Annotated in this window: 19 protein-coding genes; 15 read left to right on the forward strand and 4 right to left on the reverse strand. The window is 59.3% G+C overall.

What is annotated here, in order from left to right:
* Nucleotides 1-285: 285 nt before the first annotated feature.
* From pcaR to pcaC, 10 genes are all read left to right on the forward strand, one after another.
* The gene (pcaR, locus tag PSH97_RS06110) at nt 286-1128 is read left to right on the forward strand and encodes a pca regulon transcriptional regulator PcaR (protein ID WP_305448490.1); all 843 of its coding nucleotides are present in this window, start codon (nt 286-288) and stop codon (nt 1126-1128) included.
* A 290-nt stretch (nt 1129-1418) separates the two neighbouring features.
* A complete protein-coding gene (locus PSH97_RS06115; protein ID WP_305448491.1) occupies nt 1419-2765 on the forward strand; it encodes an MFS transporter in 1347 nt (448 codons plus the stop codon).
* Between the two features lie 262 nt (nt 2766-3027).
* On the forward strand, nt 3028-3885 hold the full coding sequence (locus PSH97_RS06120) for a CoA transferase subunit A (protein WP_305448492.1): 858 nt from the start codon (nt 3028-3030) through the stop codon (nt 3883-3885).
* Nucleotides 3885-4664: a CoA-transferase subunit beta gene (locus PSH97_RS06125; protein ID WP_008005876.1), complete on the forward strand. Its 780-nt coding sequence runs from the start codon at nt 3885-3887 to the stop codon at nt 4662-4664. Before PSH97_RS06120 ends, PSH97_RS06125 begins: the two co-directional genes overlap by 1 nt.
* Nucleotides 4661-5866, forward strand: coding sequence for a 3-oxoadipyl-CoA thiolase (gene pcaF, locus PSH97_RS06130; RefSeq protein ID WP_173667551.1), 1206 nt, complete (start codon nt 4661-4663; stop codon nt 5864-5866). The genes PSH97_RS06125 and pcaF overlap by 4 nt, the downstream gene beginning before the upstream one ends.
* Before the next feature lie 37 nt (nt 5867-5903).
* On the forward strand, nt 5904-6608 hold the full coding sequence (gene pcaH / locus PSH97_RS06135; RefSeq protein ID WP_305448493.1) for a protocatechuate 3,4-dioxygenase subunit beta: 705 nt from the start codon (nt 5904-5906) through the stop codon (nt 6606-6608).
* A gap of 1 nt (nt 6609) precedes the next feature.
* On the forward strand, nt 6610-7176 hold the full coding sequence (gene pcaG / locus PSH97_RS06140; protein ID WP_305448494.1) for a protocatechuate 3,4-dioxygenase subunit alpha: 567 nt from the start codon (nt 6610-6612) through the stop codon (nt 7174-7176).
* A gap of 75 nt (nt 7177-7251) precedes the next feature.
* Nucleotides 7252-8616: a 3-carboxy-cis,cis-muconate cycloisomerase gene (locus PSH97_RS06145; protein WP_305448495.1), complete on the forward strand. Its 1365-nt coding sequence runs from the start codon at nt 7252-7254 to the stop codon at nt 8614-8616.
* Between the two features lie 11 nt (nt 8617-8627).
* Nucleotides 8628-9434: a 3-oxoadipate enol-lactonase gene (pcaD, locus tag PSH97_RS06150; protein WP_305448496.1), complete on the forward strand. Its 807-nt coding sequence runs from the start codon at nt 8628-8630 to the stop codon at nt 9432-9434.
* 10 nt (nt 9435-9444) lie between these two features.
* On the forward strand, nt 9445-9837 hold the full coding sequence (gene pcaC, locus PSH97_RS06155) for a 4-carboxymuconolactone decarboxylase (protein ID WP_205887454.1): 393 nt from the start codon (nt 9445-9447) through the stop codon (nt 9835-9837).
* 200 nt (nt 9838-10037) lie between these two features.
* Here the strand turns inward: pcaC and PSH97_RS06160 are convergent, their stop codons facing one another.
* Complete coding sequence (locus PSH97_RS06160; RefSeq protein ID WP_305448497.1) at nt 10038-11297, reverse strand: OprD family porin; 1260 nt, start codon at nt 11295-11297, stop codon at nt 10038-10040.
* Nucleotides 11298-11900: 603 nt separating this feature from the next.
* On the opposite strand from PSH97_RS06160, the gene PSH97_RS06165 reads away from it, so the two are divergent.
* The 4 genes from PSH97_RS06165 (at nt 11901) to PSH97_RS06180 (ending at nt 15917) form a co-directional block, all read left to right on the forward strand.
* A complete protein-coding gene (locus tag PSH97_RS06165) occupies nt 11901-12164 on the forward strand; it encodes an Os1348 family RiPP precursor (protein ID WP_305449754.1) in 264 nt (87 codons plus the stop codon).
* 114 nt (nt 12165-12278) lie between these two features.
* Nucleotides 12279-12755, forward strand: a complete 477-nt coding sequence (locus tag PSH97_RS06170; RefSeq protein ID WP_305448498.1) for a GNAT family N-acetyltransferase — start codon at nt 12279-12281, stop codon at nt 12753-12755.
* A 15-nt stretch (nt 12756-12770) separates the two neighbouring features.
* Entirely contained in the window at nt 12771-13931 is a 1161-nt protein-coding gene (locus PSH97_RS06175) for an aKG-HExxH-type peptide beta-hydroxylase (RefSeq protein ID WP_305448499.1), read from the forward strand.
* Nucleotides 13932-13946: 15 nt separating this feature from the next.
* On the forward strand, nt 13947-15917 hold the full coding sequence (locus PSH97_RS06180) for a multinuclear nonheme iron-dependent oxidase (RefSeq protein WP_305448500.1): 1971 nt from the start codon (nt 13947-13949) through the stop codon (nt 15915-15917).
* A 71-nt stretch (nt 15918-15988) separates the two neighbouring features.
* On the opposite strand, the gene emhC is transcribed toward PSH97_RS06180, so the two are convergent.
* From emhC to PSH97_RS06195, 3 genes are read right to left on the reverse strand one after another with little or no spacing between them, the layout of a single operon-like run.
* Nucleotides 15989-17449: an efflux RND transporter outer membrane subunit EmhC gene (gene emhC / locus PSH97_RS06185; protein WP_305448501.1), complete on the reverse strand. Its 1461-nt coding sequence runs from the start codon at nt 17447-17449 to the stop codon at nt 15989-15991.
* Nucleotides 17449-20613, reverse strand: coding sequence for an efflux RND transporter permease subunit EmhB (emhB, locus tag PSH97_RS06190; RefSeq protein WP_305448502.1), 3165 nt, complete (start codon nt 20611-20613; stop codon nt 17449-17451). The genes emhC and emhB overlap by 1 nt, the downstream gene beginning before the upstream one ends.
* A 3-nt stretch (nt 20614-20616) precedes the next feature.
* Nucleotides 20617-21774 carry an efflux RND transporter periplasmic adaptor subunit gene (locus PSH97_RS06195; protein WP_305448503.1) on the reverse strand — a complete coding sequence of 386 codons (1158 nt, stop codon included), beginning with the start codon at nt 21772-21774 and terminating at the stop codon, nt 20617-20619.
* 266 nt (nt 21775-22040) lie between these two features.
* On the opposite strand from PSH97_RS06195, the gene emhR reads away from it, so the two are divergent.
* Nucleotides 22041-22673 carry an efflux system transcriptional repressor EmhR gene (emhR, locus tag PSH97_RS06200; protein ID WP_038979269.1) on the forward strand — a complete coding sequence of 211 codons (633 nt, stop codon included), beginning with the start codon at nt 22041-22043 and terminating at the stop codon, nt 22671-22673.
* The last annotated feature ends 73 nt before the right edge of the window (nt 22674-22746 follow it).

Consider the following 22746-nt stretch of genomic DNA (forward strand, 5'->3'; position numbering starts at 1 on the left):
TCGCAAAGTTTTACCGGTAACTACGGTGCCGGTGATGGCCAGTTACAGCGGTGACTTTCTGACGCCATTTAGCCGAACAAATTAGTACACCCGTGCTTCTTTAGTCTGTGACCGAAAATAACAATCGTTGTGCGGTGTGAAAGCCGTGCGACTCACCTTAGACACCATCGATTGCGATTATCGGCTGGTGGTTCGATAATCGCCCAATCTTGGTGGCCGATGGCTTGAGTGTCAGACCGGGAGCCGCTTGTAATAGTCGCTGATCCGTGTGGGAAACAACCTGATATGAACGATCAAATGCGCAATTCCTTCGCTTCAGTGGCACCGCCGATCGTTGCCTCGCCAGCCAAGCGAATCCAGGCCCTGACCGGTGACCCGGATTTCATGACTTCCCTGGCCCGTGGTCTGGCGGTGGTGCAAGCGTTCCAGGAGCGCAAGCGGCATCTGACCATTGCGCAGATCAGCCATCGCACGGAAATTCCCCGCGCCGCTGTGCGACGTTGCCTGCATACCCTGATCAAACTTGGCTACGCCACCACCGATGGGCGCACCTATTCGCTGTTGCCCAAAGTATTGACCCTGGGCCATGCCTATTTGTCGTCGACGCCATTGGCGGTTTCTGCCCAGCCGTATCTGGACCGCATGAGTGAGCAGCTGCATGAGGCCTGCAACATGGCCACGCTGGAAGGTGATGACATTTTGTACATTGCGCGCTCGGCGACCACCCAGCGGCTGATTTCCGTCGACCTCTCGGTGGGCGGGCGATTGCCGGCCTATTGCACGTCCATGGGCAGGATTCTTCTCGCCGCGCTAGACGACACGTCATTGCGCGAATACCTTGACCATGCAGAGCTGCAAGCCAAGACCAGTCGCACCTTGCATACCCCCGAGGCGTTGCTCGAATGCCTGCAAGAGGTACGGCTACAAGGCTGGTGCATCGTCGATCAGGAACTGGAGCAGGGCCTGCGCTCGATTGCCGTTCCGGTGTACGACGCTTCTGGCCAAGTGGTGGCGGCGTTAAACGTCAGCACCCACGCCGGCCGGGTCAGTCGCAGCGAGCTGGAACAGCGTTTCTTGCCCGGTCTGCTAAGCGCCAGTCGTGATCTGAGCGCGCAACTCTTTGCCTAAGCTGTTCGATAAACGCACAGAGTCGCGTTTATCGAATTGACGCTCTTTCCCTTGGCTCATTAATGTCGCGGCAGCGTCATCCGGCACTGCTGGCCTTCATTCAGTCGCCGGACGACGCCCCCAATAATAATGAGAAGAGGCATCGTTATGCGCACGTTTCCCGACTGTCGCTGTTCCCGCCGATTTAGCTGCCGAAACCGCATCGCCTGATCTCGACCTCCTTTTTTTTGTGACAGCGTCAGCCCCGGCTGGCACTTGTTCGACTGCGTTCTTTGCGTGGAATAAAAATAATGAACCAGCCTCAGTCTGCTGTAGGAAACTGCCTCGACGTGCAGTCCTTCATCAACGCTCAACCCATTTCGCGCTACCAATGGCGGGTGGTGATTCTATGTTTCCTGATTGTTTTCCTCGATGGCCTCGACACCGCGGCTATGGGCTTTATTGCGCCGGCACTGTCCCAGGACTGGGGCATCGATCGGGCCAGTCTCGGCCCGGTGATGAGTGCGGCGTTGATCGGCATGGTCTTCGGCGCCTTGGGTTCCGGCCCATTGGCTGACCGCTTTGGGCGAAAAGTCGTACTGGTGGGCGCAGTATTGTTGTTCGGCGCTTTCAGCCTGGCGTCGGCGTACAGCACCAACGTCGATCAACTGCTAGTGCTGCGTTTCCTCACCGGTCTGGGTCTGGGCGCCGGCATGCCGAATGCCACCACGCTGCTGTCCGAATACACCCCGGAGCGCAAGAAATCCCTGCTGGTGACCAGCATGTTCTGCGGCTTCAACCTCGGCATGGCCGGGGGCGGGTTCATCTCGGCCAAACTGATCCCGGCTTTCGGTTGGCACAGCCTGTTGATGATCGGTGGGATTCTGCCGCTGATTCTCGCCGTCGTCTTGCTGTTCTGGTTGCCGGAATCGGCGCGCTATCTGGTGGTGCGCAATCGTGGCACGGACAAAGTACGCAAGGCCCTGGCACCCATCGACCCGACGCTGGTGGCCCAAGCTTCGAGCTTCAGCGTGCCGGAACAGAAAACCGTGAAGGCACGCAATGTGTTCGCGGTGATCTTCTCCGGCATTTACAGCACCGGCACGTTGTTGCTGTGGCTGACGTACTTCATGGGGCTGGTGATTGTTTACCTGCTGACCAGTTGGCTGCCGACGCTGATGCGCGACAGTGGCGCGAGCATGGAACAGGCCGCATTCATTGGTGCGCTGTTTCAGTTCGGTGGGGTGTTGAGCGCAGTGGGTGTGGGCTGGGCGATGGACCGGTTCAATCCGCACAAGGTCATCGGCATTTTCTACCTGTTGGCCGGGGTGTTTGCCTACGCAGTAGGGCAGAGCCTGGGCAACATCACATTGCTGGCGACCCTGGTGCTGGTGGCCGGGATGTGTGTCAACGGCGCGCAATCGGCGATGCCGTCTTTGGCGGCGCGGTTTTACCCGACCCAAGGGCGGGCGACCGGTGTGTCGTGGATGCTCGGGATTGGCCGCTTCGGCGCGATCCTCGGTGCGTGGATGGGTGCAACGTTGCTGGGCCTGGGCTGGAATTTCGAACAGGTGCTGACGGCGCTGGTAATTCCGGCTGCGTTGGCGACCACGGCGGTGGTGATCAAGGGCATGGTCAGCCATGCGGATGCGACCTGAGGGCAATTTCCGAGATGTGATCGTTCCCACGCTCCGCGTGGGAAAGTCTCAACGGACGTCCCGGGCTGCATTCCCACGCGGAGCGTGGAACGATCGACAGAGGAGATCGGTAGGGAGATAACAATCTGTTCGATAAACGAACACTTAGTCGATTATCGGATTGTTCGGGTTTTTCCAGGGGCTTAATCTTCAGTCATTCCGGCGCTGAACCTCGCGCCTTTTTCTACCACTGTTGGTTCATAACAAAACGGGAGCCTGCCCCATGGCTGAAATCCTTTCGCTGCATGACGCGATAAAGCAGTTCGTCAACGACGGCGATACCGTCGCGCTCGAAGGCTTTACTCACCTGATTCCTACGGCGGCGGGTCACGAAATCATCCGTCAGGGCAAGAAAGATCTGACCCTGGTGCGGATGACGCCCGACTTGATCTACGACCAGTTGATCGGTGCCGGTTGTGCTCGCAAGCTGATTTTCTCCTGGGGCGGTAACCCTGGCGTCGGTTCGTTGCACCGTTTGCGTGACGCGGTCGAAAGACAGTGGCCGCATGCGCTGGAAATTGAAGAACACAGCCACGCCGACCTGGCCAATGCCTACGTCGCGGGCGCTTCGGGCTTACCGTTCGCGGTGCTGCGTGCCTACGGCGGTTCCGACCTGCCGAAGGTCAACCCGCTGATCAAAACCGTCACGTGCCCGTTCACCGGCGAAGTGTTGGCGGCGGTGCCGTCGGTGCGCCCGGACATTACCGTGATTCATGCGCAGAAAGCCGACCGCAAAGGCAATGTACTGCTGTGGGGCATTCTCGGCGTGCAGAAAGAAGCGGCGCTGGCCGCCAAGCGTTGCATCGTCACTGTTGAAGAAATCGTCGACGACCTCAATGCTCCGATGAACGCTTGCGTGCTGCCGACCTGGGCCTTGAGCGCGGTCTGCCATGTACCGGGGGGCGCGCATCCGTCCTACGCCCACGGTTACACCGAACGCGATAACCGTTTCTACCAGGCCTGGGACCCGATTGCCCGCGACCGTGAAACCTTCACCGCGTGGATCAACGAGTACATCCACGGTTGCGCTGACTTCAGTGAGTTCCAGGCCAAGCTGGCCGCTGCTTCGGAGGCCAAGTAATGACTTACACCACCAATGAAATGATGACCGTTGCCGCCGCCCGCCGTCTGAAAAACGGTTCGGTGTGCTTCGTCGGTATCGGCCTGCCGTCGAAAGCCGCCAACCTGGCGCGTCTGACTTCCTCGCCAGACGTCGTCCTGATCTATGAATCGGGTCCGATCGGTGCCAAGCCGAGCGTACTGCCGCTGTCGATCGGTGACGGTGAACTGGCGGAAACCGCCGACACTGTCGTCCCGACCGGTGAGATTTTTCGCTACTGGTTGCAGGGCGGGCGCATCGACGTCGGTTTTCTCGGCGCCGCGCAAGTCGACCGCTTCGGTAATATCAACACCACCGTGGTGGGCGACTACCATCAGCCCAAGGTTCGCTTGCCGGGTGCCGGTGGCGCGCCGGAGATCGCCGGTTCCGCCAAGAGCGTGCTGATCATCCTCAAGCAATCGGCGCGCTCCTTTGTCGATAAACTCGATTTCATCACTTCGGTCGGCCATGGCGAGGGCGGTGATTCGCGCAAGCGTCTGGGTCTGCCGGGCGCCGGTCCGGTCGGCATTATTACCGACCTGTGCATCATGGAACCCGAAGCGGATACTCATGAATTCGTGGTGACCGCGCTGCACCCAGGCGTGACACGCGAGCAAGTGATTGCCGCCACCGGTTGGGCGATTCGCTTCGCCGATCAGGTGGAAAACACCGCCGAGCCAACCGATGTCGAGCTGACCGCGCTGCGCGATCTGGAAGCACGCACCGCGGCGGCCCACGGCCAAGCACCCGGAGAAGCCTGATGCGTGACGTTTATATCTGCGACGCCATTCGCACCCCTATCGGCCGTTTCGGCGGTGGCTTGTCGGCGGTTCGCGCCGACGACCTGGCCGCCGTGCCGATCAAGGCGCTGATGGCGCGCAACCCTTCGGTGGACTGGAATGCGGTGGACGAGGTGTTTCTCGGTTGCGCCAACCAGGCCGGCGAAGACAACCGCAACGTCGCACGCATGGCGTTGTTGCTGGCAGGCCTGCCGGAAACCATTCCCGGCGTCACTCTCAATCGGCTGTGCGCTTCGGGCATGGATGCGATTGGCACCGCATTCCGGGCCATCGCCAGTGGCGAGATGGAGTTGGCGATTGCCGGCGGCGTCGAGTCCATGTCCCGTGCACCGTTCGTGATGGGCAAGGCCGATGCGGCGTTCTCGCGCAACATGAAACTGGAAGACACCACCATCGGCTGGCGTTTCATCAATCCGTTGATGAAAGCCCAATACGGCGTCGATGCGATGCCGCAGACCGCCGATAACGTGGCCGACGACTACCAGGTGTCCCGCGCCGATCAGGATGCGTTCGCCCTGCGCAGTCAGCAACGCACGGCGGCCGCGCAAGCCGCAGGATTTTTCGCTGAAGAAATCGTCGAAGTGCGCATTGCCCACAAGAAGGGTGAAAGCGTCGTCACGCAGGATGAACATCCCCGTGCTGACACGACATTGGAAACCCTGGCCAAACTCAAACCGGTGAACGGCCCGGACAAAACCGTTACCGCCGGCAACGCTTCCGGCGTGAACGACGGTGCGGCGGCGTTGATTCTGGCCTCCGGCGACGCGGTGAAGAAACATGGCCTGACTGCCCGCGCTCGCGTTTTGGGCATGTCGAGTGCCGGTGTCGCGCCACGGGTGATGGGCATCGGCCCGGTGCCGGCGGTGCGCAAGTTGACTGAGCGCCTGGGCCTGGCGGTCAGCGATTTCGATGTGATCGAACTCAACGAAGCCTTCGCCAGCCAGGGCTTGGCCGTACTGCGTGAACTGGGATTGGCGGACGACGCGGCCCAGGTCAACCCGAACGGTGGCGCCATTGCCTTGGGCCATCCGCTGGGCATGAGCGGTGCACGCTTGGTACTGACCGCGCTGCATCAACTGGAAAAGACCGGCGGCAAGAAAGGTCTGGCGACCATGTGCGTCGGTGTCGGCCAGGGTCTGGCCCTGGCGATCGAACGGGTCTGACATACAGACGCGACTAATAAGAATTGAGGAAAGCGCAATGACTGACAAACCTGGTTACCGTCGCCCGCAGGCGGGCACTCAGCCGGAATACCTGCACCCTCCTTATCAATCCACCAACCTTCGCTCGCCGTCCAAGCCGTTGGTGTTTTTGCCTCATTCGCTGTCGGAAATCACCGGCCCGACCATTGGCGCCGAGCGCATCCAGGAACAGGACAATGACCTGACTGCCCAGCACTCGGGCGAGCCACTGGGTGAACGGATCATCATTCACGGCCGTGTGCTGGATGAAAATGGTCTGCCGGTGCCAGGCATTCTGGTGGAGATCTGGCAGGCCAACGCCGCCGGTCGCTACGCCCATGCGCGTGACCTGCACGACGCGCCGCTGGACCCGAACTTTACCGGCACCGGCCGCACCGTGACCGACGCCGATGGCTGGTATCAGTTCCAGACCATCAAGCCTGGCGCCTATCCGTGGGGTAACCATCACAACGCCTGGCGCCCGGCGCACATCCATTTCTCACTGTTCGGGCCCAGTATTCTCACGCGCCTGGTGACCCAGATGTATTTCCCGGGTGATCCGTTGCTGGCTTACGACCCGATCTACAACTGCGTGCCCGACACCAGCGCCAAAGAGCGCCTGATCGCCAGTTTCGACCTGGAAAAAACCATCCCTTCCTACGCCCTCGGTTATCGCTGGGACATCGTCTTGCGCGGCCGCGATGCCACGCCGATGGAGAAATAAGATGACGCTGAACGCGACCACGTCCCACACCGTCGGGCCGTATTACCACATCGGCCTGACCTGGCTGAACCGCGAAGACCTGACCGTTGCACAGACTCTCGGTGAGCGCGTGGCGATCACCGGGCAAGTCGTCGATGGCAACGGCGACTTCGTCAACGACGCGATGCTCGAAGTCTGGCAGGCCAACGCCGCCGGCAAGTACGACCATCCCGAAGACGATCAGGACAAACCCCTGGACCCGAACTTCGAAGGGTTTGGCCGGGTGCCGGTGGATGCAGAAGGGCGCTTCCGCTTTACCACGATCAAGCCGGGCACAGTGGAAGGCCTGAAGGGCACGACCCAGGCGCCGCATTTGGTGGTACTGGTGTTTGCTCGCGGGTTGGTGAAGCACTTGTTGACGCGGATTTACTTTGATGGCGAACCGGCCAACGCGGCGGACCCGCTACTGGAATGCGTGCCTGCCGAACGCCGTAGTACCTTGCTGGCGAAGAAGGATGCTGCGGGTGTTTATCAGTGGAATGTGATTTTGCAGGGCACGGATGCGGAGACGGTGTTCTTCGATTATTGATTGAATGCCACAAAATCTGTGGGATTCTTGATCTTTACGCGGGGGCCTGACCGGCTACGCCTGCAAGGACTGTTTATGAACCAGCGACCGGGCAATCAATTGTTCGATGCCTACTTCACGGCACGCGACATGCGTGAGGTGTTCTGCGATCAGGGCCGGGTTCAGGCCATGCTTGATTTCGAAGCGGCACTGGCCCGGGCCGAAGCACGGGTTGGCCTGATTCCGCAGACGGCTGTCGCGTCTATCGAAGCGGCGTGTCGGGCCGAGCATTACGACTTCGCCGCGCTGGGTCAGGCGATTGCCACGGCGGGGAATTCGGCGATTCCATTGGTCAAGGCATTGGGCAAGCAGATCGCGAAGAACGATACCGAAGCCGAGCGTTACGTGCATCTGGGCGCGACCAGTCAGGATGTGATGGACACCGGCCTGGTGCTGCAACTGCGCCGCGCGCTGGAGTTGATCGAAGCTGACCTGATGCAGCTGGGGGAAACCCTCGCGACCCAGGCCTGGCGTTACGTCGCCACCCCATTGGCCGGACGCACCTGGTTGCAACACGCGACGCCCGTCACCCTCGGCATGAAAATCGCCGGTTGGTTGGGGGCGGTAACGCGCAGCCGTCAGCGTTTGCTGGAACTCAAACCGCGCCTGTTGGTGCTGCAATTCGGCGGCGCCTCCGGCACCCTCGCGGCCCTCGGCGAACAGGCGATGCCGATTGCCCAAGCCTTGGCCGCAGAACTGCAACTGACCTTGCCGGATCAACCCTGGCACACCCAGCGTGATCGTCTGGTGGAGTTTGGCGCGGTGCTTGGGTTGATCGCCGGCAGCCTCGGCAAACTCGGCCGCGACATCAGCCTGTTGATGCAGACCGAGGCCGGCGAAGTGTTCGAGCCATCGGCACCGGGCAAGGGCGGTTCCTCGACCATGCCGCACAAGCGCAACCCGGTGGGCGCAGCGGTGCTGATCGGCGCAGCGACGCGGGTGCCGGGTTTGCTCTCGACCTTGTTCAGCGCGATGCCGCAGGAGCACGAACGCAGCCTGGGCCTGTGGCATGCCGAATGGGAAACTCTGCCGGAGATCTGCTGTTTGGTGTCAGGCAGCTTGCAGCAAGCGCTGTTGGTGGCCAACGGACTGGAAGTGGATGCCGACCGAATGACGCACAACCTCGACCTGACCCAGGGCCTGGTGCTGGCCGAAGCCGTGAGCATCGTGCTGGCGCAACGGGTCGGTCGCGACACCGCGCATCATCTGCTGGAGCAATGCTGCAAGCGCGCCGTGGCCGAGCAACGTCATCTGCGCGCGGTACTCGGTGACGAGCCGCAGGTGACTGCCGAGCTGTCGGACGCTGAACTCGATCGTCTGCTGGACCCCGCCCATTACCTCGGTCAGGCCCATACCTGGGTCGAGCGAGCGGTGGCTGAACATTTTGCGTTGACCGCTTGAAGGAGACTGCTGTGGCATTCGTACAACTCGCTGAGGGCGAACTGCACTACCAAATTCAAGGGCCGCAACTCGATGGACCGGCGGATGCGCCGGTGCTGGTGCTGTCCAACTCACTGGGTACCGACCTGCACATGTGGGACGCGCAGATCCCGGCGCTCACCGAGCATTTTCGCGTGCTGCGTTTCGACACCCGTGGTCACGGCCAATCGTTGGTGACGCCGGGGCCTTACAGCATCGAGCAACTGGGCCACGACGTGCTGGCGCTACTGGATGCGCTGCACATCGAACGCGCGCATTTCTGTGGTCTGTCCATGGGCGGGTTGATCGGCCAGTGGCTGGGGATCAATGCCGGTCAGCGTTTGAACAAACTGATCGTGTGCAACACTGCGGCGAAAATCGGCGATCCGTCGGTGTGGAATCCACGGATCGAAACCGTGCTGCGTGACGGCGCGGCGGCGATGGTTGCCCTGCGCGATGCGTCGATTGCACGCTGGTTTACCGCGGATTTTTCCGAGGCTAATCCGGAAGTGGTGAAGCGGATTACCGACATGCTCGCGGCCACCTCGCCTGAAGGTTACGCGGCCAATTGCGCGGCGGTACGCGATGCCGACTTCCGCGATCAGTTGTCCTCGATTCAGGTGCCGCTGCTGGTGATCGCCGGCACTGAAGACGCGGTGACGCCGCCGTCGGGCGGGCATTTCATTCAGGAACATGTGCAGGGCGCCGAGTACGCCCAGTTCTACGCCGCGCACCTGTCCAACGTCCAGGCCGGCGCTGCGTTCAGCGACCGAGTACTGGCGTTTCTGTCAGCTCATTGAGGGGATTGTTGTGGACGAGAAACAACGTTACGACGAGGGCATGAAAGTCCGTCGCGCAGTGCTCGGTGACGCCCACGTCGACCGCAGCCTGAGCACGCTGACCGAGTTCAATTCGGAGTTCCAGGAGATGATCACCCGCCATGCCTGGGGCGACATCTGGACCCGCCCGGGCCTGCCGCGCCACACCCGCAGCCTGATCACCATTGCCATGCTGATCGGCATGAACCGCAACGAAGAACTCAAACTGCACCTGCGCGCCGCCGCCAACAACGGCGTGACCCGCGGTGAGATCAAGGAAGTGATCATGCAGAGCGCGATCTACTGCGGCATCCCGGCGGCCAACGCGACCTTCCACCTGGCCGAGTCGGTGTGGGATGAGTTGGGGGTTGAATCGCGGGAGTGATCTGCGAAAGTTGTGTTGCCTGATCTGACGCCTTCGCGGGCAAGCCTCGCTCCTACAGTTATGCGGTGTGAACGCACATTTTGTGTTCACCGAAGATCCCTGTGGGAGCCGGGCTTGCCCGCGATGACGGCACTACATTCAATATTGATGTGACTGAAAGATTGCCATCGCGGGCAAGCCCGCTCCCACATTTTTTGTGTTTACAGCAGGCTGATCGGATAGCTGACGATCAACCGGTTCTCGTCGAACTCGTTATTGCTGAAGTCGCGGCGGATGGTGGAGTTGCGCCATTTGACGTTGAGGTTTTTGAGCGTGCCGCTCTGCACGGTATAGCCCAGTTCGCTTTCACGGCCCCATTCCTTGCCGTCGCTGGTGGTGGCGGTGTGTACGTTGTCGCCGCTGATGTAGCGGTTCATCAGGGTCAGGCCCGGTACGCCCAGAGCGGCGAAGTTGTAGTCGTGGCGCACTTGCCAGGAGCGTTCCCTGGCGTTGTCATAGCTGGCGTTGTAGCTGTCGTTGGCCAGGGCGCCGCCGCTGGTGCCGTTGACCCGCATCCAGGCGTTGTCGCCGGTGAGTTTTTGCAGGCCGACGTAAAAGGTGTTGCCACCGTATTTGGCCGAGAACAGGCCCGACCAGGTCTTGTTGTCCAGCTCGCCCGCCCGGGCGCTGCCGTCATCCTTGCCGTAGAAGAACCCGAGATTGGCGCCCAGGGTCCAGTCGCCCAGTGGTTGGGTGTGGATCAGGTTGACGTATTGCTGGCTGTAGATGTCTTTGAGTTCAGCATTCCACAGGCCGATCTGCGTGCGCTTGTCGTTGAAGACGTATTCGCCGCCCTGGAAGTTGAAGCGGTCTGAGGTGAACGCCGCTTTGCCGGTCATCGACATGTCATTCATGCTGCTGTCGTCGCGCGGGCTGTTGGCGCGGAACTGGCCGCCATAGAGCGTCAGGCCGTCGATTTCCTTCGAAGTGATCTGGCCGCCACGGAAGGTTTGCGGCAGCGAGCGACCGTCGTCCGAACGCAGGATCGGCAGCACCGGCATCCATTCGCCGACTTTCACTTCGGTCTGGGACAGCTTCGCCTTGAACGCCACATTGGTGCGACCGAAGTTGCCCGCCGGGCGACCATCGTGATCCAGCGGCAACAACTGCGTACCGCCAGTGCCTCTGCCGCCGTCGAGCTTGACCGAATACAACCCCAGCACGTCCATGCCGAACCCGACGGTGCCCTGGGTGAACCCGGATTTAGCGTCGAGAATAAAGCTTTGCGTCCACTCTTCAGCCTTGCCCTGGGTCTTGGTCGGGTTGGTGAAGTTACGGTTGATGTAGAAATTGCGCAGGTTCAGGTTGACCTTGGCACCTTCGACAAAGCCCGCTTCCTCGGCCATGGCGGGCAGGGCCGCACCGGCCAGTGCGATGGCGATCAGGCTGGGAAACAAATACTGCGGGGTGGAGGAAGTCATGGGCTCGGGTCTCTCTAATTGTCAGGGATAAAGCAGTACACAGCCGCAACCAAGAGGTCGCAGACACAAGAATCGAATTCGGATAAAGGATGGGGTCAGCCGGAGCGGGGAGGGCGCGTAGTCATGGTGTCGGACCTTGTTGTTATTGATTTTGCAGGTGCGGGCAATGGTGCGAGGGATGGACAGGGGGATTCAATTGGGTGGATGGGGTTTTGGGCGATTATCGAACGTTAATCGACGCCAGCCGGGACGCGGACGGTATGAGGCATTTTTAATCAAATCCCATCGTTATTCGGGTTGATAACAGGTATCCGGGTGCGTGTTTTATGAATGGCGCTTTTTATGTTAGATGAAAGTGCTTAATGCTTTGGTTGTAAGAAGCTTCTTACAGTTATTTCTGTAATTAAAGATATATGGGTAATCGCCAGTTAAACTTAAGGATTGGAATTATCGGTTATCGTGAAAAGATTTAAAGACAGTTGCTGGCATTGCTGGAAAACAAAGGAGGTCTTGCTATATTCAAAATCCTCAGGGCAGGCAAAGGAAATTTATGCCTCGTCAGGAGTACTTTTTAATCAGGCTGAAATAACAAGGAGAAACACCATGCCCACAAGAGCTGTTAATCAGGAGCGTCTTGCTACGGTTGTAGGTCGCGCCCTTCTCGATAAGGAGTTCGCTGAGCAACTGCATAAAGACGCCGAGGCCGCTGTAAAAGGAATAGGTGTGCACTTAACTGCTACTGAACTCACAGCCGTAAAGAATATTGATACTGCAAAGCTGGGAAGTGCCGGCGCGGGTATTCGCGACAAGCTGGGTAATGCTGCGATATTCGACCAACAACAGAATGTACAGGCACAAATGGATTAACGATCGGTGATGCCGTTTGGCGTGCCACGTAAAGCCGGTCGATTTGTGCGGTACGCCAAATGGCTCGATTCAATACCAGGACAACAACGTGGTCGAACAGGGAGTGAATGCCCCATGTCTGTCACCTTGGCTCCAATGGATAACGCGGACTTCGTGACGTTCGCCGAAAGAGCCGTTGCCGAATATGGCCAGGGCATGGTCGCCTCAGGTGAGTGGGGGCAGGAAGAGGCATCGCAAAAGTCCAGAAACGTCTTCGAGCAATTGTTGCCGCAAGGGCGACTGACTGAAAACAATCAACTCTGGGTGATCAAGGACGAAGATCGGCGCATCGGTGAACTGTGGATCGCCCTGCGACATGCCGGTACGCGGCTGAGCGCTTTTATTCTGGATATCTACATTGAGCCCGGCTCACGCCGTCGGGGTTATGCCTGGCAATCAATGCTGGCCGCTGAAACATGGGCGCGCCAGGCGGGGTGCGAGGAAATACGCTTGCATGTGTTTGGCCGCAACGAGGCGGCTCGTGGTCTTTATGAACAACTGGGTTATGGCGTCGCCAGTCTGACGATGGCGAAGCCGTTGCCGTCTGCCTAAGGGAAGGTTTGAAAAATGGATACCGGGAACAGTGGACAACGTGAGTTATCCGTCGACGATTTATTTCAAGGCACGACATTTCTCCCTGATACGGAGTCCTCTCGATTTGACGTATTACTGGAGCGTGTCAGCCGAAATCGTTATACGACTTTTACTGTGCTGTATGCCGAACTTTTCAGACTGTTTCCCGATTCACCACACTTGGCCGTCTTTTTTGAACAAGCGGTGAATCTTATATTGCTTGAACCTCAGGAGCAGCATCCGATTATTAATGATCCGGTATTTCAAATATGGCAGGGCCTGACGTTTCGTCATACCAATCTGGTGTTGACCGAAAAATCTGAAGAGACAGGCGAGTTGGAAAAACTGCTGATCGGTTTTCCCGATATGCTGGCGCGGGTAAAGGCAAAAGATACATCCCGTTTGATTCATGATTGCCCGCCGGTGTATCGATTCGATGTCGATCCGCTCATCGCGATGGCGGTACCACCCAGTTATAAGTTTCCGGAAGATGAAGCGACCCGCAAGCAATTGGAACGTGATGGTCACCCAGTGCGTTTCTTTAGCGATATAGTCAGTATTGCCTTGTTGCGAATAGAGCACACCTGGCCCGCCTGCCATGAACGCTTCAAGAAACTGGTCAAGGCCATTTGTTATTTACCCGACGGTTCATTTCGAAGTTGTTCGGCGTCCCGTTACACCGGGGTCATCCTGCTGTCGAGCCGGGACAATTCGATACTCGATCTGGAAGAGTCACTGGTGCATGAGGCCACTCATCAACTGCTCTATTACATTGTCGAAATGTGCCCGGTGATCGAAGAAGTTGCCTCGCGGGAGGCGTCGTTCACCCTGCCGTGGTCAGGGCAAAAGCGTGATTTGTACGGCTATTTTCATGCGTTTTACGTGTATATCGCATTGGTCAAATACCTGGAGCGGGTCCGCTCGCGCTCGTCCGAAGAGTTGCAGCGAGCGCAAAACCGGCTGGCGTTCATCATGCGAGGATTGATCCGGGCCTTGCCGGATCTGCAAGCCAGTGGCGATTTCACGCCCCAGGGACGCCAGCTTCTGGAAAACCTGGCCAAAGAAGTCAGGGCACTGGAGAGCAAGCACGCCGGGTTAATGACCAAGACGGCGCCGGCGACAGTGCCTGAGCGTGCGCTGGATGCGACCGCTTGAGCCCGGGAGGCGATCATGGCGATGTTTGATGCTGCGCAATTTCCCGAGGCAGGGGTAGGGCTGGAATACCACTTGCCGCGACGCGGTCCTCGGCATGACAGTTCGCAGGAAGGGCTTGATCCAACCGTCGAACGGATTCTCGCCGAGGGCCTGCCGCACTTTGACTATGTCGAATTTCAACCGACCCATTGCATCCTCGAGCCGCGCTTGCTCGAGGTCGGCGTGCAAACACCGAGCCTGCTGCATTCGTCCAGTTTGTCCCTGGGCAGCGTGGGCATCGCGATGGATCGCGAATTTCTGAACATGACGCGGCGACTGTGCGACAAAACCCGCTCGCCGTGGCTGGCCGAGCATATTTCCTGGTCGCGTTTCCACGGTGGCGACACGCAGCACTTCATTTTGCCGACCCTGGCCCAAGAGGTGGCTGATACGGTGGTGGCCAATGCCATCGAATTGCGCGAGCTCACGGCCACACTGCTGGTGCTGGAAAACGCGCCGCGGTTGTTTTCATTCTCGGGTGGAGAAGAACTGCCCGAAGGTGAATTCATCTCCAGTGTGGTGGAGCGCAGCGGGGCGGGTTTCCTGCTGGATCTGGACAGCGCGATGGCGACCGTCAGAACCCAGGGGTATGACCTGAACGACTATTTGCGTTCGTTGCCGCTGGACCGATTGATTGAGGTTCACACCGGCCATCCGCAGCGGGATTGGGAGATCTTGCGCCAACTGTTCGCCTCATCCCCGGTGAAAGCGATCACCCTGGAGTGGGATATTTCCCGCAGAACCGATGACGCGGAACTGCTGGCGTTGATCAAAGCCATCAAGTCCTTGAAGCCCAAGGCCCTGTTCTGGCGGGGCCGTGATCAACAGGGCGCGCAAGAGGTGCTGGCGGAGGATGCGCAGACTCCTTTGCGACTCAGGGAGAGCACCTGGCTCAGCATCGGGACGGAGTCGTTTTTTATTCGGGATCGGCAACGAGACCTGAGCCTGGAGTTTGGCGTGACGTTGCTGCCGTTACTGCGCCATTTCCTGAGCCCGCAAACGCTGGAAAGTGCCTTGTTGCTGCCGGGCGTTTTGCAAAGTCCTGCACAGGACGACAACCTGGCGTTTCTGAGGACACTGGTCAGCCATGGTGTTTTGCTGCCCGTGGCGAATCAATCGGGTTCGGTCACCTGTAACGAAGGTAAGCATCCGCTCAATCTTTGGACCCGCTGGGACGCCGCGCTGGAGTTTTACCTGAGTACCCGGACCGGCTCGCACACACCCTACATCAGCGTTGTCGATCTGGACACGGAGCTGGAGCAAAAAGCCTCGACGCAACGCCAGCCTTCGGCGTTCAAGGACTATTGGTCCCATCCGTTCATCGCCCTGGAAAATCCGCTGCTGACGCCCTGTGCGATCACTCAGCCGACGCTGCTGGACTCGCTGTGCAATCGCCGCACGTCACGAACCTTCAGTGACCAGCCGTTGAGTTCGGCGCAACTGTCTTTGTTGCTCTACTACACCTGGGGCGCGACCGTCATGGAGCAGAACCGCATGGGCGACTACTTCCTGAAGAAGACCTCGCCGGCCGGCGGTTCGCTGCAGGGTACCGAGGTGTATGCGGTGCTGATGAACGTGCAGGGTTTCGAGCGGGGCCTTTACCACTATTCAGTACGCCGTCATGGGCTTGAGCTGATTTCCCTGGAAGATCCGCGAACCTGGATCAGCGAGGCTTGTGGTGGACAGGCGTGGATCAAGGATGCGGCAGCGGTGTTCGTTTCCACGGCGCGGGTCGAGCGAATGGCCTGGAAATACGAATTCAGCCGCGCACTGCGGGTGGCGCTGATGGATGCCGGGCATCTGAGTCAGACCTTTTCACTGCTGGCCACCGCCCTGGGCCTGGGCTCTTTTACCACTGCGGCATTACGTGATGAAATGTTCGAAAACCGCTTGGGGCTCGATTATCTGGAGGAACCGGTGTTTCTGGTCAACGGAGTCGGGGGGTGAAGTGAACAGGCTGGTTTATTCACGGCCAACAAAAAGCCCACCAATCGGTGGGCTTCGTGTTTACCGCGCTATCAGAACAACTTCATCTTCGGCGCTTCTTCTTTCAACGGCTCGTTCTTCGCCGTCTGTTCATTCCAGCCACCGCCCAATGCCTTGTACAGATTGACCGCGCTGGTCAGCTGCGCCAGGCGGTCGGTGATCAGCGCCTGTTGGGCACTGAACAGCTGACGCTGGGCGTCGAGGAAGGTCAGGTTGCTGTCGACACCGATGCGGTAACGACGCTCGGCCAGACGGTAGTAGTCCTGGTTGGCGCTGACGAAATCACGCTGAGCCTGCAACTGCTCGGTGTAGGTCTGGCGTGCGGCCAGGCCATCGGCAACTTCCTGGAAGGCCGTTTGAATGGACTTCTCGTAGTTCGCCACGCTGATGTCTTTCTGGATTTTCGAGTAATCCAGGCTGGCGCGCAGGCTGCCGGCGTTGAAGATCGGCAGGTTTATCTGCGGCTGGAACAACCAGGTGCCCGAACCGCCCTTGAACAGACCGGACAAGTCCGGGCTCAGGGAGCCGGCATTGGCGGTCAGGCTGATGCTCGGGAAGAACGCCGCCCGTGCCGCGCCGATGTTGGCGTTGGCGGCCTTGAGGTTGTATTCGGCCTGGAGGATGTCCGGACGACGTTGCAGCAAGTCCGACGGCAGGCCGGCCGGCACTTCGCTCAGCAGGTCGTCCGACAGTGGCTTGGCCGCTTGCAGATTGGCCGGGATACCGGTGCCGAGCAGCAGCACCAGGCTGTTTTCATCCTGGGCGACCTGACGGGTGTATTTGGCCAGTTGCGCGCGGGCGTTTTCCACCGAGGTACGCGACTGGGCCAGGTCCAGCGCCGAGGCTACACCCACTTCATTGCTGCGCGAGGTGAGTTTGAAACTCTCCTCATAGGCGCCGAGGGTTTCCTGGGTCAGTTTCAGCAGCTCTTTGTCAGCCTGCCAGGTCAGGTAGGCATTGGCCACGCTGGCCACCAGGCTGATCTGCGTGCTGCGACGCGCTTCTTCAGTGGCGAAATACTTCTGCAGGGCTTCTTCGCTCAGGCTGCGCACCCGACCGAACAGGTCGAGTTCATAGGCACTGATGCCGACGGTAGCCGAGTAGGAACTGCTGATGTTCGCTTCACCGGTTTGCGAGGCCCGTGCCGGAACTCGCTGACGGCTGCCGCTGCCGGTGGCCGAAACGGCCGGGAACAGATCGGCACGCTGAATGCGGTACTGAGCCGCATAAGCGTCGATGTTCAGCGCCGCGACACGCAGGTCACGGTTGTTCTCCAGCGCGGTCTGAATCAGCTGTTGCAACGCCGGGTCGTGGAAAAACTGCTTCCAACCTTGTTCGGCAGCGGCCTGGTTGGGCGCCTGGGCCGGCGAATAGGCCGGGCCTTGCGGGTATTGGCCCGCCACCGGTGCTTCAGGCTGCTGATAATCGGGTATCAGCGAGCAGCCGCTCAGCACGAAGGCGGCGACTGCGATGGAGAGTAGCGACTTGCTCATTAGCCAGCCTCTTTAGAAGGTTCAATAGCGTCGTCATCTTGGTCGGCGATTTTGCGCTGACCCATGGACGACACGGTGACAAAGAACAATGGGACCCAGAAGATCGCCAGCACAGTGGCCGTGATCATACCGCCAATCACCCCGGTACCGATCGCATGCTGGCTACCCGAACCGGCGCCCGTGGAAATGGCCAGTGGTACCACGCCGAGCACGAACGCGAGCGAGGTCATGATGATCGGTCGCAGACGCATCCGGCAGGCTTCGATTGCGGCATCGCGCAGGCTACGTCCTTGCTCATGCAGTTCCTTGGCGAACTCGACGATCAGAATGGCGTTTTTCGCCGCCAGCCCGATCGTGGTCAACAGCCCCACCTGGAAGTACACGTCGTTGGACAGGCCGCGCAGGCTGGTCGCCATCAGCGCACCGATGATCCCCAGCGGTACCACCAGCATCACCGCGATCGGGATCGACCAGCTTTCATACAACGCCGCCAGACACAGGAACACCATCAGCAGCGACAAGGCGTACAACGCTGGCGCTTGCGAGCCGGACAGACGTTCCTCGTACGACAGGCCGGTCCAGGAAATACCGACACCGGCCGGCAGTTTCTTGGCCAGGGCTTCGACTTCGGCCATCGCTTCACCGGTGGAATAGCCTGGCGCCGGGGCACCGAGGATTTCCATCGCTTCTACGCCGTTGTAACGGGCCAGTTTCGGCGAACCGTAGATCCACTCACCCTTGGCGAACGACGAGAACGGAACCATGGTGCCGGCGCTGTTGCGCACGTACCACTTCTTCAGGTCTTCGGGGCTCATGCGAGCGCCAGGCAGGCCTTGGATGTAAACCTTCTTCACGCGACCGCGGTCGATGAAGTCGTTCACATAGCTACTGCCCAGGGCAATCGACAGGGTGTTGTTGATGTCGGTGAGGGTCACGCCCAGGGCGCTGGCCTTCTCATCGTCGATTTCCAGCTGGTATTGCGGCTCGTCGTTCAGACCGTTAGGACGGACTTGCGACAGGACCTTGCTTTGCGCCGCCATGCCGAGGAACTGGTTACGGGCTTCCATCAGCTTTTCGTGACCGATACCGGCGCGGTCCTGTAGAAACACGTCGAAACCGGTAGCGTTACCCAGTTCCAGTACCGCCGGTGGCGCGAAGGCAAACACCATGGCATCACGGAAGGTAAAGAAGTGCTGTTGGGCACGGGCCGCCAGTTTGAACACGCTGTTGTCGGCGTTACGTTCTTCCCATGGTTTGAGCATGATGAACGCCATACCCGAACTCTGACCACGGCCGGCGAAGTTGAAGCCGGTCACGGTAAACACCGAGGCCACTGCGTCGCCTTCGCCGCCTTCATTGCTCGGACGCAGCAGGAATTCGCGCATTTCGTCCACGACCACTTGCGTGCGCTGGGAGCTGGAACCGGCCGGTGTCTGCACCTGGGCAAACAGTACGCCCTGGTCTTCTTCCGGCAGGAACGCCGTTGGAATACGGGTGAACAACCAGATCATGCCAACCACGATGATCAGGTACGCCAGCAAGTACGGAGCCTTGTGCGCGAGCATGTTACCGACGCCGCGCTCGTAGCTTTTGACGCCACGGTCGAAGCTGCGGTTGAACCAGCCGAAGAAGCCGCGTTTCGGCGTGCCGTGCTCACCTTTCGGAATCGCTTTGAGCATGGTGGCGCAGAGCGCCGGGGTGAAGATCAACGCGACCAGTACCGACAGGGCCATGGCCGAGACGATGGTGATCGAGAACTGCTTGTAGATCACACCGGTGGAGCCACTGAAGAACGCCATCGGCAACAGTACTGCCGACAGAACCAAGGCAATACCGACCAACGCACCCTGGATCTGCCCCATGGATTTCTTGGTGGCCTCCTTGGGTGACAGTCCTTCTTCGCTCATGACCCGTTCGACGTTTTCCACCACGACGATGGCATCGTCCACCAGCAAGCCGATGGCCAACACCATACCGAACATGGTCAGGGTGTTGATGCTGAAGCCGAACGCCGCGAGGATCCCGAACGTACCCAGCAATACCACCGGCACGGTCATCGTGGTGATGACGGTGGCGCGGAAGTTTTGCAGGAACAGGAACATCACCAGGAACACCAGTACGATCGCTTCAACCAGGGTTTCAACCACACCCTTGATCGACTCGGTCACCACCGGGGTGGTGTCGTACGGGAACACCACTTCCATCCCTTCCGGGAAGAACGGCTTGAGGGTGTCGATGGTGTTGCGCAGGGCTTTTGCGGTGTCGAGGGCGTTGGCGCCGTTGGCCAGTTTCACCGCCAGGCCGGAGGCCGGGGCGCCGTTGAACTGGGCGCTGATCGAGTAGTTTTCGCCACCCAGACCGACTTCCGCAACGTCGCCGACGCGCACTTGCGAACCGTCCTTGTTGACCTTCAGCAAGATCGCCTTGAACTGCTCGGCAGTCTGCAGACGGGTCTTGCCGATGATCGTCGCGTTCAGCTGTTGGCCGGGCAGGGCAGGCAAACCGCCAAGTTGACCGGACGAGACCTGAACGTTCTGCGCCGCGATGGCGGTTTTCACGTCCACCGGGGTCAGGTTGTAGTTATTCAACTTGGCCGGGTCGAGCCAGATTCGCATCGCGTACTGGGCACCGAAGACCTGGAAGTCACCGACACCGGCCGTGCGCGAAATCGGGTCCTGCATGTTCGACACGATGTAGTTGGACAGGTCGTCCTTGGTCATGCTGCCGTCGCGCGACACCACGCCGATGACCATCAGGAAGTTTTTCACCGACTTGGTCACGCGGATGCCCTGTTGCTGCACTTCTTGCGGTAGCAGCGGGGTGGCCAGGTTCAGCTTGTTCTGGACCTGAACCTGCGCGGTATCGGAGTTGGTGCCCTGCTCGAAGGTCGCGGTAATGGTCATGTTGCCGTCGGAGTTACTTTCCGACGAGACATAACGCAGATTATCGATACCGTTGAGCTGTTGCTCGATCACCTGCACCACGGTGTCCTGCACGGTTTGTGCAGACGCGCCCGGGTAGGTCACAGAGATCGCAATGGCCGGTGGCGCAATGCTTGGGTACTGGTTGATCGGCAGTTTGAGAATCGATAGAGCCCCGACCAGCATAATCACCAGGGCAATCACCCAGGCGAAAATCGGACGGTCGATAAAAAATTTCGACATGGTTTACTCCCCTTTGCCGCCGACAGCTGTGTTAGCTGCGTGTGCGGGGGCCGGGCTCTTTATGCCAACGTTCGTGGCTTCAGTGGCCTTGACTTCAACGCCAGGTCTGACGAATTGCAGCCCTTCGGTGATCACGCGATCGCCGGCTTTCAGACCGTCTTCAATCAGCCATTGGTTACCGACGGTGCGGCTGGCCTTGAGCTGACGCAGTTCGACCTTGTTGTCCGGACCGACGACCAGCGCGGTCGGAGAGCCTTTGAGGTCGCGGGTCACGCCTTGTTGCGGAGCCAGAATCGCCGCGCTGTCCACACCGGCCTGCAGCTTCGCGTGAACGAACATGCCCGGCAGCAGGGTGTGATCAGGGTTCGGGAACACGGCACGCAGGGTCACGGAGCCAGTGGTCTGGTCAACCGAAACTTCGGAGAACTCAAGCTTGCCGTCCAGCGTGTACTGGCTGCCGTCTTCCAGGGTCAGCTTGACCGCGGCGGCGTTGTCGCCAGCCTTTTGCAGACGACCGCTTTCCAGTTCGCGGCGCAGCTCAAGCAGCTCCACCGAAGACTGGGTGACGTCGACGTAGATCGGGTCCAGTTGCTGAATGACGGCCATGGCGTCGGTCTGGCCGCTGCTGACCAGCGCGCCTTCGGTCACCGACGAACGGCCGATGCGACCAGAGATCGGTGCGTAAACCTTGGTGTAGCGCACGTTGATCTGGGCGCTCTGCAGGGACGCTTCCGATTGCAGGCGGTTGGCCAGCGCTGTGTCGTATTCCTGACGGCTGACAGCCTGTTCGTCGACCAGTTGCTTGTAGCGGTCGGAGATCGACTTGGTCGAACGCAGGTTGGCTTCGGCGCTTTTCAGGGTCGCGTCATAGACCGATGGGTCGATCTGATAGAGCTGCTGACCGGCCTTGACGTCGCCGCCTTCCTTGAACAGTCGTTTGAGAATGATGCCGTTGACCTGTGGGCGAACTTCGGCGATGCGGAACGCACTGGTGCGCCCCGGAAGTTCGGACGTCAAGGTGAAGGCTTGAGGTTGCAGGGTTACGACGCCGACCTGAGGGGCTGGTGCGGCAGGTGCCGCCTCTTCCTTTTTACATCCGCTGAGCAGCGATGCCAGGGCGACGGCAGTAACCAGAGCGGTAACAGCTGGCTTGAATTGCATGAAGATCCTCGGGTCAGGCGCGCACATTGCGCACAAGAAATGTGGAAGGTTAAAAAATTTTTTCCGGGTGGATAAGTAGCTTGCTAATGAATATACTTACGTTCATGGTTGTTTGTAAAGGCCTTGGCGGTGTACCCACATGGTTACAAAAGCCGTTGAAAGGTTTGAATTGTAGGCCTGATGAGACGCCCAAGAGCGCTCGCCCCACTTTTATTCAGCTGATATTCAGACATCGCTGAAGCACCCCTGATTGAGGTTTTACTGCCATGGTCCGTCGTACCAAAGAGGAAGCTCAAGAAACCCGAAGCCAGATACTCGAAGCGGCAGAAAAAGCCTTTTACGAGCGGGGCGTGGCCCGCACGACGCTGGCGGATATCGCTACCCTGGCCGGCGTGACTCGCGGGGCCATCTACTGGCATTTCAGTAACAAGGCGGATCTGGTGCAGGCGATGCTCGATACCTTGCATGAGCCGCTGGATGAAATGGCCAAGGCCAGTGAAAGCGAAGATGAACTCGATCCGCTGGGTTGCATGCGCAAACTGCTGATTCATTTGTTTCATCAAGTTGCCCTGGACCCGAAAACCCGACGCATCAACGAGATTCTGTTTCATAAGTGCGAATTCACCGATGAAATGTGCGATCTGCGCCAGCAGCGCCGAACGGCCAGTCTCGATTGCAATGTGCGAATCGCTCTGGCCCTGAGTAATGCGGTGAATCGCGGGCAATTGCCGGAAAACCTCGACACTGCTCGCGCGGCCATCAGTTTGCATGCCTATATAGATGGCATTCTGTATCAATGGCTGTTGGCGCCCGACAGTTTTCAACTGCACACCGAGGCCGAGCGCTGCGTCGATACAGGGTTGGATATGCTGCGCTTGAGTCCCAGCCTGCGCAATTGAACAAAATGCGTAATTGGATCCGTTTGTGTCAAGACTTGAAGCGGGGGAATATCCCTGCTTCGCTCGCCTTTTG

Origin of the sequence: Pseudomonas cucumis (assembly GCF_030687935.1) — a bacterium.
Taxonomy (GTDB): Bacteria; Pseudomonadota; Gammaproteobacteria; order Pseudomonadales; family Pseudomonadaceae; genus Aquipseudomonas; species Aquipseudomonas cucumis.

Bases quoted from the DNA above. Each gene is read 5' to 3' on its own strand.
- pcaR (WP_305448490.1), top strand. From the start codon at position 286: ATGAACGATCAAATGCGCAATTCCTTCGCTTCAGTGGCACCGCCGATC.
- PSH97_RS06115 (WP_305448491.1), top strand. From the start codon at position 1,419: ATGAACCAGCCTCAGTCTGCTGTAGGAAACTGCCTCGACGTGCAGTCC.
- PSH97_RS06120 (WP_305448492.1), top strand. From the start codon at position 3,028: ATGGCTGAAATCCTTTCGCTGCATGACGCGATAAAGCAGTTCGTCAAC.
- PSH97_RS06125 (WP_008005876.1), top strand. From the start codon at position 3,885: ATGACTTACACCACCAATGAAATGATGACCGTTGCCGCCGCCCGCCGT.
- pcaH (WP_305448493.1), top strand. From the start codon at position 5,904: ATGACTGACAAACCTGGTTACCGTCGCCCGCAGGCGGGCACTCAGCCG.
- pcaG (WP_305448494.1), top strand. From the start codon at position 6,610: ATGACGCTGAACGCGACCACGTCCCACACCGTCGGGCCGTATTACCAC.
- PSH97_RS06145 (WP_305448495.1), top strand. From the start codon at position 7,252: ATGAACCAGCGACCGGGCAATCAATTGTTCGATGCCTACTTCACGGCA.
- PSH97_RS06160 (WP_305448497.1), bottom strand. From the start codon at position 11,297: ATGACTTCCTCCACCCCGCAGTATTTGTTTCCCAGCCTGATCGCCATC.
- PSH97_RS06165 (WP_305449754.1), top strand. From the start codon at position 11,901: ATGCCCACAAGAGCTGTTAATCAGGAGCGTCTTGCTACGGTTGTAGGT.
- PSH97_RS06170 (WP_305448498.1), top strand. From the start codon at position 12,279: ATGTCTGTCACCTTGGCTCCAATGGATAACGCGGACTTCGTGACGTTC.
- PSH97_RS06175 (WP_305448499.1), top strand. From the start codon at position 12,771: ATGGATACCGGGAACAGTGGACAACGTGAGTTATCCGTCGACGATTTA.
- PSH97_RS06180 (WP_305448500.1), top strand. From the start codon at position 13,947: ATGGCGATGTTTGATGCTGCGCAATTTCCCGAGGCAGGGGTAGGGCTG.
- emhC (WP_305448501.1), bottom strand. From the start codon at position 17,449: ATGAGCAAGTCGCTACTCTCCATCGCAGTCGCCGCCTTCGTGCTGAGC.
- emhB (WP_305448502.1), bottom strand. From the start codon at position 20,613: ATGTCGAAATTTTTTATCGACCGTCCGATTTTCGCCTGGGTGATTGCC.
- PSH97_RS06195 (WP_305448503.1), bottom strand. From the start codon at position 21,774: ATGCAATTCAAGCCAGCTGTTACCGCTCTGGTTACTGCCGTCGCCCTG.
- emhR (WP_038979269.1), top strand. From the start codon at position 22,041: ATGGTCCGTCGTACCAAAGAGGAAGCTCAAGAAACCCGAAGCCAGATA.